This is a genomic window from Xanthocytophaga flava, from assembly GCF_030068545.1.
In the GTDB taxonomy this organism is placed as follows: Bacteria; Bacteroidota; Bacteroidia; order Cytophagales; family 172606-1; genus Xanthocytophaga; species Xanthocytophaga flava.
The window spans coordinates 445,254-459,159 of sequence record NZ_JASJOR010000002.1; the positions used below are offsets into that span (position 1 = coordinate 445,254).

10 protein-coding genes are annotated in these 13,906 nt (G+C 36.3%); 6 read left to right on the top strand and 4 right to left on the bottom strand.

Annotated features, from left to right (window positions below; all coding sequences use genetic code 11):
- Nucleotides 1–46: 46 nt before the first annotated feature.
- Nucleotides 47–2,107 (bottom strand): PAS domain-containing sensor histidine kinase, encoded by a 2,061-nt coding sequence (locus tag QNI15_RS04595; protein WP_314002961.1) that lies wholly within the window; start codon nt 2,105–2,107, stop codon nt 47–49.
- A gap of 303 nt (nt 2,108–2,410) precedes the next feature.
- On the bottom strand, nt 2,411–5,245 hold the full coding sequence (gene uvrA / locus QNI15_RS04600; protein ID WP_314030755.1) for an excinuclease ABC subunit UvrA: 2,835 nt from the start codon (nt 5,243–5,245) through the stop codon (nt 2,411–2,413).
- Between the two features lie 370 nt (nt 5,246–5,615).
- Between uvrA and QNI15_RS04605 the strand changes: the two genes are divergently transcribed.
- The 4 genes from QNI15_RS04605 to nth all read left to right on the top strand — a co-directional run bounded on the left by QNI15_RS04605 (nt 5,616) and on the right by nth (nt 9,891).
- On the top strand, nt 5,616–6,206 hold the full coding sequence (locus tag QNI15_RS04605) for an RNA polymerase sigma factor (RefSeq protein ID WP_313986707.1): 591 nt from the start codon (nt 5,616–5,618) through the stop codon (nt 6,204–6,206).
- A 182-nt stretch (nt 6,207–6,388) separates the two neighbouring features.
- Nucleotides 6,389–6,625, top strand: coding sequence for a hypothetical protein (locus QNI15_RS04610; RefSeq protein ID WP_314002957.1), 237 nt, complete (start codon nt 6,389–6,391; stop codon nt 6,623–6,625).
- 265 nt (nt 6,626–6,890) lie between these two features.
- Nucleotides 6,891–9,119, top strand: a complete 2,229-nt coding sequence (locus QNI15_RS04615; protein ID WP_314030757.1) for an ATP-binding protein — start codon at nt 6,891–6,893, stop codon at nt 9,117–9,119.
- An 82-nt stretch (nt 9,120–9,201) separates the two neighbouring features.
- A complete protein-coding gene (gene nth, locus QNI15_RS04620) occupies nt 9,202–9,891 on the top strand; it encodes an endonuclease III (RefSeq protein WP_313986700.1) in 690 nt (229 codons plus the stop codon).
- 75 nt (nt 9,892–9,966) lie between these two features.
- On the opposite strand, the gene QNI15_RS04625 is transcribed toward nth, so the two are convergent.
- Together QNI15_RS04625 and QNI15_RS04630 are read right to left on the bottom strand one after the other, a co-directional pair.
- On the bottom strand, nt 9,967–10,338 hold the full coding sequence (locus QNI15_RS04625; protein ID WP_313986698.1) for a T9SS type A sorting domain-containing protein: 372 nt from the start codon (nt 10,336–10,338) through the stop codon (nt 9,967–9,969).
- Between the two features lie 646 nt (nt 10,339–10,984).
- Nucleotides 10,985–12,454 (bottom strand): PQQ-dependent sugar dehydrogenase, encoded by a 1,470-nt coding sequence (locus QNI15_RS04630; protein ID WP_314030759.1) that lies wholly within the window; start codon nt 12,452–12,454, stop codon nt 10,985–10,987.
- Nucleotides 12,455–12,580: 126 nt separating this feature from the next.
- Between QNI15_RS04630 and QNI15_RS04635 the strand changes: the two genes are divergently transcribed.
- Nucleotides 12,581–13,081 (top strand): metallophosphoesterase family protein, encoded by a 501-nt coding sequence (locus tag QNI15_RS04635; RefSeq protein ID WP_314030761.1) that lies wholly within the window; start codon nt 12,581–12,583, stop codon nt 13,079–13,081.
- A 44-nt stretch (nt 13,082–13,125) separates the two neighbouring features.
- The gene (locus QNI15_RS04640) at nt 13,126–13,902 is read left to right on the top strand and encodes a hypothetical protein (RefSeq protein ID WP_314030762.1); all 777 of its coding nucleotides are present in this window, start codon (nt 13,126–13,128) and stop codon (nt 13,900–13,902) included.
- Nucleotides 13,903–13,906 lie beyond the last annotated feature (4 nt).

The following is a 13,906-nucleotide window of genomic DNA, read 5'->3' on the forward strand; positions in this document are numbered from 1 at the left end:
AAAGATACTAGGTTTATCAGAACAGGGGCTATCTGATGTATATTTTTTAATTCTGGGGAGCCATTATTTCAACAGGAGTAGGAACATAACTGGGAATAGTAATGACAAACTGAGTTCCTACACCATGTTCTGACTGAACATTAATGCTGCCGCCTAGTTTCTCTACCACTTGTTTAGTTATATATAAACCTAAGCCGGACCCGTGCGTTCCGAGAGAAGCCCGGAAAAACATATCAAATATTTTGTCTATATATTGTTCCTCTATCCCCTTCCCATTATCTTCTACTACGATTTTTGCAATCCTGTTATCTGCCTTAATAGATATCCGAACTCTGGCACCTGCACACGCTTTCTGATACTTAATTGCATTGGAGAAAAGATTCAGTAGTATGATTTCAATTCGGGACGAGTCTGAATAAAAAGGTTCTGGTACACGTATATCTTTTATTAACCGAATTTCAGAGGCATTTTCCAGGTATTGCAGACTATTCCAACACTCTTTGGTAAGCTTATTAAAATCAACCTGCTCCTTTACAAGGTCTAACCTGCTATTACGTGAAAAACTTAATATATCCGAGAAAAATGCATCCAAGCGATCTACGCTTTTCTCGATCAGTTTCAAGTATTCCGTTTTTTGTTTTTCGTCTGTTTCAATTTTAATAAGATTTACCAGACCTAAAACAGATCGCAAAGGAGCTCTCATATCATGAGAAGCCCTATATACAAAAGTATCCAGCTCAAAATTTGTACGTATTAGTTCGTTTTCCGCCCGTTTGCGTTCCGTAATATCTCTGGAAAACACAGCCACCCCTGTTACTTTGCCAAACTCATTCTGAATAGGGTTATAAACAGTTTCATACCATGTACGATGCAGGTTAGGCTCTCCTAATTCTTCCACTACCATAAATTGTTTTCCCTGAAAAGCCTGCTGCAGGTGATTTATTATTTTATCTGTATCCAAACCTAGTAAATGATCTTCAATTACATTTACACCTTTGGTTACTTTTGCACCATATGCTTTTTGCATCAACTCTTTATGTGTAGAGTTATAGATGAGATAGTTATAATCTGTATCCAATGCAAAAATACTACTCTGAGTACTTTCCAGAATTCCCCGTAGTTGTTCATTCTGTTGTTTTACTCTTTCTTCTGCCAGCTTATGTTCTGTAATATCTGTAGTAATACCTTCCATCCGTAAAGGCTTTCCATCTTCATCCCATACTATCTTGCAGCGGTCACGCAACCATCTGAGTTCTCCATTTTTACGAACCACTCTATATTCAATTTCATCCGATCCTTTCTTGTGCACTTCTGCTTCGAAAGCCTCATAATCAGACCTATCATCAGGCAATACTATATGAGACCAATAATTTCTATTTTCGTAGAAATTTGGCTGCGAAAAGGCAAATACATGCTCTGCAGCAGCATTGATATAAAGGATGTCCCCATCTGGCAGAGTGGCAGCCCATACCACCTCATTTAAGGAAGCTAGTATACTACTTAGATTACTTTCTGATTCCCTCAAACGTGTTTCTGTATGATACAATACACTAATCAGGTAGATGATACAGAAGCCGATAACCCCTACTGAAAGAATAAAATTTGCCGCATAGAACGAATGTTGGGTTTCAGCAGAAATAGGAAATAGCCATAATCGGTGTTCTGTAAAGTCCAGAAGTCCTAAAAAAGCGAATGACAAGGCGGTCATCAATATAATTTTTTCCTTATCATGGAAACCATAAATTACCAGAGTACTAGTAATCAGAGGAAAATACAATAAGTAGATGCCCGCTTTATTACCCAGAGCAGAGGAAAAAACAAATAAGAAAATATTTGTAATGATGTAGAAAATATATTTTGCAGTCTCGGTCTTATCCTGTTTGTTGATACGAAATACAAGCGTGTAAGCACCCAGGTAAGCAAGCAACAAAACAATTATGTATATATTTTTAGGAAAGTTTACTTCACGCAATAAGGTACCAAATATCACAAGACCCAGCAAGTGATAGAATAATTGGCTTACAAGTATAAAGTTTCGAACGGTTAACGAAGCATTCCTTGTCGTTTCGGACGACGAAAAGAATAGTTTATAAATGGTTTCTAGCATTAAAAAAGAGCAAGCAGAAATCGCTTTGAAAATATGCAAAAGACTTTCTTAACTTACGTTGTAATTTTACAAACAAATTTATTAAAAACAACGCTTTACTGCAAAAATTATTGTTATAGACACAATTACCTCCCTTATACGCATTAGAAACAGTTTAGTTTTATTTACGTTTTTTACTTATTGAGCAAAGATATTACATGCTTCTTACTCTATTGTATGTTCCTATTTTTCTTACCAGTATATAAATAAAAAGACTTTGATGCTCTTACATCAAAGTCTTTTTATAACTCTATCAGAAAAAGGCTATAATTTTCCTTTCAGGAACTGCCCGGTATAACTCTCCTCTTCTTTAATCAAATCTTCAGGAACACCTTCAAAAACCAGATACCCACCTTTGTCTCCTCCTTCCGGTCCAAGATCTATTATCCAATCAGCAGACTTAATAATTTCGGTATTATGCTCTATAAGCACAACACTATCCCCCTGTTCTACCAAAGCATTGATAGCACTCAGTAATTTCTTAATATCATGGAAGTGTAAACCAGTAGTAGGTTCATCAAAAATAAATAAGGTTTTTCCCTGATGTGCATTTCCTTTTCCGAGGAAAGAAGCCAGTTTTACCCGTTGAGCCTCTCCTCCAGAAAGTGTATCTGACGATTGCCCTAAACGTACATATCCCAGACCAACGTCTTGTAAAGGTTTTAAGCGATCTGCAACCTTTGAAATCCCCTGAAAAAAATCGACAGCTTCATCAACTGTCATGTCCAGGATATCAGCAATGTTCTTATCTTTATATGTTACCTCCAACACTTCCTGTTTAAATCGTTTACCATGACAACTCTCGCAGGTCAGGTGAATATCTGCCATAAATTGCATTTCAATCGTTACATGCCCTTCTCCCTGGCAGGCCTCGCATCGCCCACCATCTATATTAAAGGAAAAGTGTCCGGCTGTATACCCACGGGTTTTGGCCAGAGATTGATCAGCCATTAGCTGACGAATATGGTCATACGCTTTAATATAAGTAACAGGATTGGATCGTGATGACTTCCCTATAGGATTCTGATCTACAAACTCGACTGCCGTTAATAAAGAGAGACTACCACTGATTGACTCATATCTGGCAGATTCTTCATTATGTAATCCAAGATGTTTGGCTAAAGCAGGATATACTATCTTTTTTACCAATGTGGATTTTCCGGAACCACTTACACCTGTAATAGCCGTTAATATCCCCAAAGGAATTTTTACGTTGACATTTTTGAGATTATTCTCCCTTGCGCCCTTAATCTCAATGGCATCTGTCCATTGACGGCGACGTTTAGGCACAGGCACTTCATCTGTTCCATTCAAATAACGTGTCGTGTACGTATCTGCGGAGTCTACATCTTCCAAACTTCCCTGAAAGATTAACTCACCACCGTGTGCACCTGCATCCGGTCCTATATCAATAATCTGATCCGCAGCTCGTAACACTTCTTCTTCATGCTCTACTACAATCACTGTATTTCCCAGATCACGAAGCATTTTCAGTACACTTATCAGCTTTTGTGTATCTCGTGGATGCAAGCCAATACTTGGCTCATCCAGAATGTACATAGAGCCAACCAAAGCACTACCCAATGATGTTGCCAGTTTGATCCGCTGATATTCTCCACCTGAGAGAGTAGAAGAAATTCTATTCATAGTGAGATATCCTAAACCCACTTTATCCAGATAGCTCAGACGATTACGGATCTCCATAATAATACGCCCAGACACTTTTTGTTCATACTCACTCAACTCGGTTTCATCAAAAAATCTTGTAACTTGGGTCACTGGCATTAATACCAGATCAATAATAGACTTTCCGCCAATCTTTACATAGCCTGCATCTTTTCGGATACGGCTTCCACGACAGTCAGGACACACAGTCCGTCCACGGTATCTGGATAGCAAAACTCTGTATTGAATTTTATAGGTCTCCCCCTCCACATAGCGAAAGAACTCATCAATCCCTTTAAAATATTCGTTTCCTTTCCATAATAATGTTTTTTGCTCTTCTGAGAGATCTTCATACGGGCGATGAATAGGAAAATCAAAACGTATTCCATTTTTAATAAGGGGTGTCTGCCATTCACTCATTTTCTCGGTACGCCATGGAGCAATTGCCCCTTCATACACAGAAAGTGTTTTATCTGGAATAATCAGATCTGGATCGAGACCAAGCACAGTCCCAAAGCCTTCACAGGTGCGGCAGGCTCCATAGGGATTATTAAAGCTAAAGAAATTTACACTAGGTTCTTCAAAGGTAATACCATCCAATTCAAAGCGATCAGAGAATAGTTTACTTTCCTTATCAACAACCTGTACCATACACTCACCATCACCTTCAAAGAAAGCAGTTTGTATAGAATCAGATATTCGGAACTCATTATCTTCATCATTATGCCTGACACTGTTCCGATCTATCAATATAAATACTTGTGAATGTTTTTGTTTTACTTTCTTATCAATTTCAGTTAACCTCTTCGCATCACCAATAATCTCCTCAATAAAAAGAAGTTCATCATTCCATTGAATACGTGTAAAACCTTTTTGCAATAATATATTAAGCTCATCCAGTAATTTACGTTCAGTATGGGGTTTCAGCGGAGCTAATACAAGAAATCGTTGCCCATCTTCAAAACTGTATAGATAATCAATTACATCTGTAACTGTATCCCGGCGTACTTCCTGACCTGAAACAGGAGAATAGGTTTTCCCAATTCGGGAGAACAATAATTTTAAATAATCATAAATTTCTGTTGTAGTTCCTACTGTAGAACGTGGATTGCGGGTATTAACTTTCTGCTCAATAGCAATAGCTGGAGAAACACCTTTTATATATTCTACCTCAGGTTTTTCCATTCTGCCCAAAAACTGACGGGCATAGCTACCCAAACTTTCTACATACATCCGCTGACCTTCAGCAAACAATGTATCAAATGCCAGGGAAGATTTGCCTGAACCAGATAAACCGGTAATAACAACCAATTTATTCCGGGGAATGGCAACACTAAGATTTTTAAGATTGTTGACACGTGCACCTTTGATAATTATATATTCTCTTGGGTCAAGGTCACTTATACCTGGCAAGGTTGTTGCTTTAGAAACCATAGATTTACTACTCATAGTCAGACACTTACATTTATAAAGAACCTATCAGAAATTAACAGGCCCATAAATATAGCTTTAAGTTATATTTTACTTTTCAAAAATACGATCAGGGTATTATAATGAAAGCTTATTTTATACAAAAAAGTTTAACAGATATTCAGATTTTCAACATTTTCACTGACAGTCCATTCATTTTCTTTTTTTTTATACAAAAAGAAAAAAAATATTACTCAGTTCGATAAACATCTTGCAAAATACATATCCACTATGTACTTTTGATTAATTCCAATTTAAAAAATAATCTCTCACTAAACCCACATTCCGCTGTCTATGGTAGACTTATACGCAAACGTCCTAAATGTTTCGCTATATGAACCAAAGTTTGTTGAACGACAGCGTTCTTGTCACTCTTTACAAAAATGGCAATGAGAAAGCCTTTGAGCTCCTTGTCAAACGTTATAAATCAAAGGTTTATACTGCAATTTATCTAATTGTTAAAGATTCTTACACGGCTGAAGATCTATTACAGGATACCTTTATAAAAGCAGTAACTACAATTAAATCAGGTCGCTACAATGAAGAGGGTAAATTCTTACCTTGGCTTTTGCGTATAGCGCACAATCTTGCTATCGATTATTTCCGTCGGGAGAAGCGTTATCCAACTATCGTAATGGAGGATGGAAGTAATGTGTTTGATACGCTTGAATTTTCTGAGGACTCTGCCGAATCAATTCAGATCCGCCAGGAAACATATAATCGGTTACGGGATATGATTGATAACCTGCCTAGCGTACAAAAAGAAGTCCTGATTATGCGTCATTATAATGATATGAGCTTTCAGGAGATAGCAGATGCTACAGGAGTGAGTATTAATACTGCTCTAGGTCGTATGCGTTATGCCTTGATCAATCTGAGAAAACAGATGACAACAACAGACCAGAGCAGATACGTATCTAACTGATTTTAAAAATATTATTTAGCAATTCTTATAGCAGGCTATCTGGCTTTCATAAAGTCGGGTAGCCTGTTACTTTTTTTTAATATCCTGTATATACAATTTTAAGAATGTATAACGCGTTATTTTAACAAATAACTTCTTTTTACTCTTCTATCCTCTCACTTTAGAAACTTAAAAAAATAATTATGACCAAAACTTTTACTTCTAACGACATTATCAGGTATATATATGAAGATTTACCTGAAACAGAAAAACAATGCATAGCAGCACTTATCTCAACAGACAAAGAATTTAATGCCTTATACAAAGAATTGCAACAGGCTCAGGACATGCTTAACCAACTATCTCTTGCAGAGCCCTCCGATAAAACTGTAGATAAAATTCTGGAGTTCTCCCGTAATTATACAGCTTGTCAGGTATAATTTTATATAGAAGCATTGGAAAGGTTAGATCAGAGTGTACTCCGGTCTAACCTTTTTTCTTTTATTACAACTATAATTCTGTTAGTTTAGCATCCAACATTATATAAAAAGTACAAGAACTTTCTTATCAATAACTGTTTCATAAAATGTCGGTTACTTTCTATAGATAAGGGAGATAAATAACAAAAAAAGCCAGCTATACAAAAAATGTTTAGAATAGAACTGCATATCTGCTTTGCAGATGTGAAAGTTATTTCTTGATTTAATGACAAAACTAATAAAGTTTTTAATCATATACCTTATCGCTTGTCTTTTCAATGCTCAATCCAAAGCACAGGGAGAAGACACACTAGAAGCCCATTTACAACAATTGACAGATATTGAGAAAGTAAACTTCCTCAATCATCTGGCAGAAGTTTATTCTGTTCGTATTCCTTTGCAAGCTTTAAAATATGGACAGCTTGCCTTAAGTCTGGCCCAAACAACAAACTATATACAAGGTCAAGCTAAAGCTTTCAATAATATTGGAGAGTATTATTTGAATAATGGTGAGTATGATAAGGCCAATGCACAATTTCAGCAAGCATTGAAAATTGGCTATACTATCTCCGAAACAGACATTATAGCTACTTCCTTAACAAAAATAGGTGTAGTCTACTATTTTAAAGGGGACTATCAGAAAGCACTTCACTATCTGCATAAAACACTACCACTCCACAAAAAACAATATAATCTGCGTGCTATTGCCAATACGCAGAACACTATTAGCTATATTTATGCTAATCAGGGAGTTCCAGAAAAAGCATTGGAATATGCATTGCAATCGTTACGTATTCGAAAAGAACTAAATGATCCCAATGAAATTGCCAAGTCACTTAATTCTTTAGGTGATTTTTATTATAATCAAAACAACCTGCGTAAAGCCCTTCATAATTATCTGGAATCTCTGCGTATTAGCCGTCAGACGGGAAATCAAAGAGGCATTGCATTCGCACTGGATAATATTGGTAAGGTATATTTACGCCAAGATCGCTTTCAGGAATCATTATTATATTTCAGAGAAGCACTTACCATTAGTGAACAGCTTAACAGTGCAAAACAAACCGCTACTACCTATATTCATATGGGTAATACGTATCAGGGTCTCCATGATAAAGCAAAAGCATACCGCTATTATACAGCAGCCTTGCGAGTCCATTACAATCTAAAAAATGATCTGGAAATGGTCCCTATCCTGAATCAAATAGGAAAGTTTAATGCACTGAATGGAGATTTTAAGACAGCGCTTTCCTTTCATTATCAAGCACTAAGCAAGGTAAAAAACAGTCAATCCCGTTTATTAAAAAGGGATACGTATAAAGCACTGGCAGATAGTTATCTCCAAATGAAGAATGCTAATTCTTTTATGGAATACTACCAGTTGTATTCTCAGTTGCAGGATTCTATTCAAAATGATGCCAGTCTCCGAAAAATCGCAGAACTCCAGACTCGCTTCGAATTAGAAGAGAATCAACAACATATTGAGCATGAGAATGAATTAAAAAACCTGGAAATAGAAAGGCAGAAAACTGTCCAGAATTATCTGATTGCAATTATTCTTGCCGGAACATTTCTGATCATTACACTTATTGCATTTTATATCTCACATCTTCGGGCTAACAGACAGTTAAAAGTTCAAAACGAGACTATCATCCATAAAAACAGGCAACTAAGAAAAGTAAATGAAGCGCTAAAAACGCTGAATGATAAACTCATTGAATCAGAAGCAGAACTTCGCAAAACCAATGAAACAAAAGATAAATTCTTTTCTATCATTGCCCATGATCTGCGAGCCCCATTAGCCACTTTTAGCTCTTTTCTTACCGCATTATCAGATGCAGATGATAGCTTTACTCAAGAAGAAATTGAGTTTATCACAAAAAGTACCCAGAAGTCACTCAAAAATTTAACAGATTTACTGAATAACCTGCTACAATGGTCACGTTCTCAAATGGGAAGTATTCAGTTTAATCCTCAATCGATTATTTTACAAGAGCTTATTCAACAGACAGTAAGCCTGGTTACTGAAGAAACGGCCAATAAGTCTATAAGTATTGTCTCTAAGATTAATCCGGAAGCTATAGCCTTTGCAGACGCCAATATGCTAGACTTCGTCATACGAAATATTGTATCCAATGCTGTAAAGTTTACCCCTAAAGGTGGTAATATTATGATTGAGTCCTTTGATGTTCAAGACAAGAAGTTCCTGGGTATCCGGGTAACAGATACAGGGGTTGGAATATCTCAAGATAATCTGAAAAAGCTATTCGATCTGCAAATTGGCTTTACAACAATAGGTACAGCGAATGAAAAAGGAACCGGTTTAGGACTAGTACTTTGTAAAGAGTTTGTGGAGAAAAATGGTGGAAAGATATTTGTTGAAAGTGAACCAGGGAAAGGTACACAATTTTCGATTACAATTCCCAAAAATACGACAAGGCTATCTACTAACTAAATTCATACAAATAGCAGGAATATTTCTTACATTTTTTTGTACGTTTTTTGCAGCTTATGGATATTTGTAAAAATATATAAGCATGACAAAGAAGGAACGGTATCAGCATTTTATAGCTTATTTCAGTGAGCATTCAGAAAATCCACAAACAGAGCTAAACTTTGAAAATCCATATCAATTACTTGTGGCAGTAATTCTTAGCGCACAATGTACAGACAAACGAGTCAATCTGACCACTCCTGCTTTATTTGAACGCTTTCCTAATGCTTTCACACTCGCCAATAGTCATTTTGATGAATTATTTCCATACATCAAAAGCATATCCTATCCCAACAATAAAACAAAACATTTATTGGGAATGGCGAAAATGATTATCTCAGATTTTGGAGGGGAAATACCAGAAACAGTTGAAGAGCTACAACGTCTGCCAGGAGTAGGTCGCAAGACAGCCCATGTAATCGCATCTATCGTTTACAATCAACCCGTTTTAGCAGTAGATACACATGTATTTCGTGTATCAAAACGTTTGGGCTTGGTAAGTGCAAAAGCATCCACACCACTCGCTGTCGAAAAAGAGCTAGTCAAATATATTCCTACGGATCTGGTTTATAAATCACATCATTGGCTAATTCTTCATGGCAGATATATATGCGTGGCCAGAAAACCCAAATGTCCGGAATGTCCACTTACCAATTTTTGTCTGTTTTACGCAAAACTCGTAAAAAAACAATCCAGAGTATCAGATACTATTCAGACAAATTCATCGTTATAAAAAGAACGTAGGCAATAAAAAAGCGAAAGACTATTAGGTCTTTCGCCTCTGTGTAATATATTCAACAGAAATAGACTATTTTCGAATAATCATACGCATAGAACGGCTTGATGTACCAGCTTCTACAGTATATATGTAAATACCGTCAGGTAAATTATCAGGTCTTTTAAAGACAACTTCATGTTCTCCAGCCTCAAATGCCTCATCTATGATACCCGTGATTTTACTACCCACAATGTTATAAAGCGTAATCTTTACTACTTGAGGACGTGATATATAAAAACTAATAGTAGTCTGTTCCTGAAAAGGATTTGGATAGTTAGCTTTAACTGTAAAAGTCGGATCTTTCTCTTTAACAGAATTAACGGCAATTACTTGACCAAATGAATGGCTTAACACTCCTACCTGTACACTCAATATAAATAAAAGTAATAGTAAACGTCTCATAGTTCATAGTATTAAAAAATCAAAATAAGAAATAACTCAATTATCTTTAACTTCACTATCACAAAATCTGTACCAGCTTTATGATATGTACGAATATAGATGCTTTTTTTGTAAAAAGATATACCATTTTTCCCAAAGCAGCGTTAACGTAACTATTTTGTCTAATTCGTCTTTTATCAAACTACAAGGATTAACAATTTTCCAATGCCCTTTGTCTTTTATTTATATAAATAACTCCTACTTACTGCTTTGTTATATTAGTAATTCCAGACATACATAATATAACCACTTATTTTCCTGTTCCGAATAAAAAGAATCAACTTCCACCATTTTATCAATAAGCTAAAGTCCTTTATCTATTTTAGTAAAAATCAATTCATGCTTTTGAGTAGTAATTGCCTATGTTTATTATCTTACTGTAAGACTATTAAATTTTATATATCTAAGACAATGGTGGGCGAAATAAATACTATTCAAATCACAATTTTTTCCCATCTCTATAGTTAAAGGTGAAAAATTTTATGTATGTATTGGATAACATGAAAAATGCCAAAATAGTTTGTACTTTTCCAATCTTTTCAATACCTTTTTAAATACAATAGTATCAATATTCAGGTTACAGCCTATATTACTCTATCAGATAGTTCTATCTGATTATCTGAATCTTTCCTGACTGATTTATTTTTTTCGATTCCAACTGATAAATGTAGGTTCCAGCAGAGAGTGATTTTGTATCCAACGTAATTTCAGATTCTCCAGCAGCCACCCTCTCATTTGAAAGTAGAGAATCAACAAGTTTCCCCTGCATAGAGTATAGTCTCACAGAAATACGATCACTTTGAGTTAATTTAAGTTTGATATAAACCAGAGAAGTAGAAGGATTGGGATATACATCTATGTAAGTAGCTAGTTCGGGTTCATTTGCTAATACCAATGCATCTTTTAATTTCTGTATACGCCCCGAAGAATAGCTACATATATACAACTCACGATACTGATCTTCACCAAAGGCAGAGATATTACCATTCATTTTCATCAAAAACTCATTAGTTGCTTTTTTGCTTGTACTATCATAGGTCAATGTCCACATATTGCCACTCACAAAATCTCCATAAATATACTTACCATATAATGCGGGCAAAAGACTACCTCTATATACAAGTCCTCCTGTTACAGAACGTCCTGTACCAGATGATTGTATATAATCCCAAACAGGATCTATCAGATTTTGTGTTGGACAGTTGGCAGAAGGATTATAACAAGCCTTTCCTTCCCGGTATCGCCATCCAGAATTTCCTCCTTTGGTAATACGGTTGATCTCTTCACGGGCATTTTGTCCGACATCTCCTGCCCACAGATATCCTGTAACCGGATCAAAGCTAAACTTCCAGGGATTACGCAACCCATACGCATAAATTTCGGGCCTGGCACCAGTTATAGTAACAAATGGGTTATCAGATGGTATAGAGTAAGTGTCAATGCCTGGTATCTGGTTTACATCTATACGCAGGATCTTACCCAATACGGTAGATAGACTTTGTCCGTTATTTTGAGGGTCACCACCACTCCCTCCATCTCCGGTAGCTATATACAGATACCCATCCTTCCCAAATGCCAGTTTCCCCCCATTGTGATTTGAATAAGGCTGATTAAAAACCAACAATATTTTCTCACTGGAGGCATCTCCTTGATTTGGATCATTCGGATTTACATGAAATCTGGAAATCACAGTCTGGAGTTGTCCCTTATCTGTACGAGTATAATTTATATACAAATAACCATTGTAACGATAGCTGGGATCAAATGCCATCCCTAATAATCCCATTTCTCCTCCGGAAGTAATACGGGTACGTATGTCCAGAAAGGTCACTACCTGCATATTGGTTACGTTGCTGTCATTGGGAAACACTTTAATAATACCTGCCTGTTCTACTACAAACAATCGATCTGACAAGTCGTTAGCATGCGTAATTTCAATAGGTTTTGAGAAGGCACTCAGCTTAGGAAAAGCATCCTGTAACAACAAAGAAGACTGAGCACCTACATATAAAGGTACACTCAGAAAGTAAATCCCCAGAAATGCATTTAGCATAGGAGTAATTTTTTCTAATCGCATAAGAGCTAAGTTTATATGTATGGGTGCGTTTTTCTTTAAATGAAAACATTCTGCTACTGATTATTTTAAAACTCTTTACATTTGAGGCCAAAGACATCCTATACTATACCAGAAATACGCTTTTTCATGAAAATTGGATTGATTTCAGATACACACAGTTTTTTAGACCCAAAGGTTTTTGACTATTTCCAACATTGCGATGAAATATGGCATGCAGGAGATATAGGTGAACCAGAAGTAATAAACCATCTTGAAAACTTTAAGCCTATCAGGGCCGTATACGGAAATATAGATGCACCAGAAATTCGCCAAAAATATCCTGAAAATCAAAGATTTGTTTGCGAAAATTCGGATATTTGGATTACACATATCGGAGGATACCCTCCAAGATACAATCCAAAAGTTTTAAAGCTTTTGAAGGATAATCCGCCGAATATATTCATTTGTGGACACTCCCATATACTAAGAGTAATGCCAGATCAGCAATTTGGGAATTTCATCTATATGAACCCGGGGGCAGCTGGTCAGGAAGGGTTTCACTCAATTCGTACTATTTTACGTTTTGATCTTGAGAATAAAAAGATTTCTAATCTGGAAGCTATTGAACTAGGTAAAAGAGGGAGATAATTAATGAAACCTCCAGCTTCAACCAATTATGAAACACCATTGTTATGTCCAGTTCAACTACATTGTTATCTCTAGACAATGAGACTATTGCAAGGCGCATTGCTGTAGTCGATATGCTAAGAGGAATCGCCCTGATTTTATTAACACTAGGCTGCATTCTTGTATGGTTTCACGAATCGGCTCGATTTTCACAAAATCAAACTATTTCAGTTGCTGTTACAATTACTCGGTATCTCGCAGAAGCAGGTGCATTAGCCTTAATCTTTGTTTTGGGGATGAGTATCTTCTTTTTCAAAAAATATCATTTCTCTATAGAAAAATATAATGTGGCAATTGCTTCATTTATCATTCTAGCTCTATATAGCATTCTTTTCTCCGCCCCTCTATTTACCTTTGTAGTTCAGTTCTCCTTCTGGTTCTGGGTAGTAATACTACTAGCTTTATTCTCTCTGGGCTGGTGTGCAGGCTATTTATTTCAGAACTACCTGTTGCTGGATGCGGAAAAATATATGGTTTATATGAACCGTAAACATGATTTTCGCAAGGTGATGCTTGTATTTGGGCAAGCCCCCCTCTTCTTTTTTATAACCATGTTATTTTTTGTTCAGGTACTGTCATGGCTCACGGTTCTCTCTGCGGGATTCACATGGACAGATATTCATCTACTAGCTGGTTATACTGGATTACCTAACGATTTTGGCTACACACTTCCGCGTGTTTATCTGGTCGGCTTCTGTCTGCTAGCATTATTATATCCACTTTGCAAAGCCTATGGACACTTTAAAGCATTACATCCCCATGGCTGGCTTAAGTATCTCTAGCCAG

What these genes read in the sequence shown, in the direction of transcription:
- QNI15_RS04630 (WP_314030759.1), bottom strand. Translation starts at nt 12,454, where the DNA reads ATGCGATTAGAAAAAATTACTCCTATGCTAAATGCATTTCTGGGGATT.
- QNI15_RS04595 (WP_314002961.1), bottom strand. Translation starts at nt 2,107, where the DNA reads ATGCTAGAAACCATTTATAAACTATTCTTTTCGTCGTCCGAAACGACA.
- nth (WP_313986700.1), top strand. Translation starts at nt 9,202, where the DNA reads ATGACAAAGAAGGAACGGTATCAGCATTTTATAGCTTATTTCAGTGAG.
- uvrA (WP_314030755.1), bottom strand. Translation starts at nt 5,245, where the DNA reads ATGGTTTCTAAAGCAACAACCTTGCCAGGTATAAGTGACCTTGACCCA.
- QNI15_RS04615 (WP_314030757.1), top strand. Translation starts at nt 6,891, where the DNA reads ATGACAAAACTAATAAAGTTTTTAATCATATACCTTATCGCTTGTCTT.
- QNI15_RS04640 (WP_314030762.1), top strand. Translation starts at nt 13,126, where the DNA reads ATGTCCAGTTCAACTACATTGTTATCTCTAGACAATGAGACTATTGCA.
- QNI15_RS04625 (WP_313986698.1), bottom strand. Translation starts at nt 10,338, where the DNA reads ATGAGACGTTTACTATTACTTTTATTTATATTGAGTGTACAGGTAGGA.
- QNI15_RS04610 (WP_314002957.1), top strand. Translation starts at nt 6,389, where the DNA reads ATGACCAAAACTTTTACTTCTAACGACATTATCAGGTATATATATGAA.
- QNI15_RS04635 (WP_314030761.1), top strand. Translation starts at nt 12,581, where the DNA reads ATGAAAATTGGATTGATTTCAGATACACACAGTTTTTTAGACCCAAAG.
- QNI15_RS04605 (WP_313986707.1), top strand. Translation starts at nt 5,616, where the DNA reads ATGAACCAAAGTTTGTTGAACGACAGCGTTCTTGTCACTCTTTACAAA.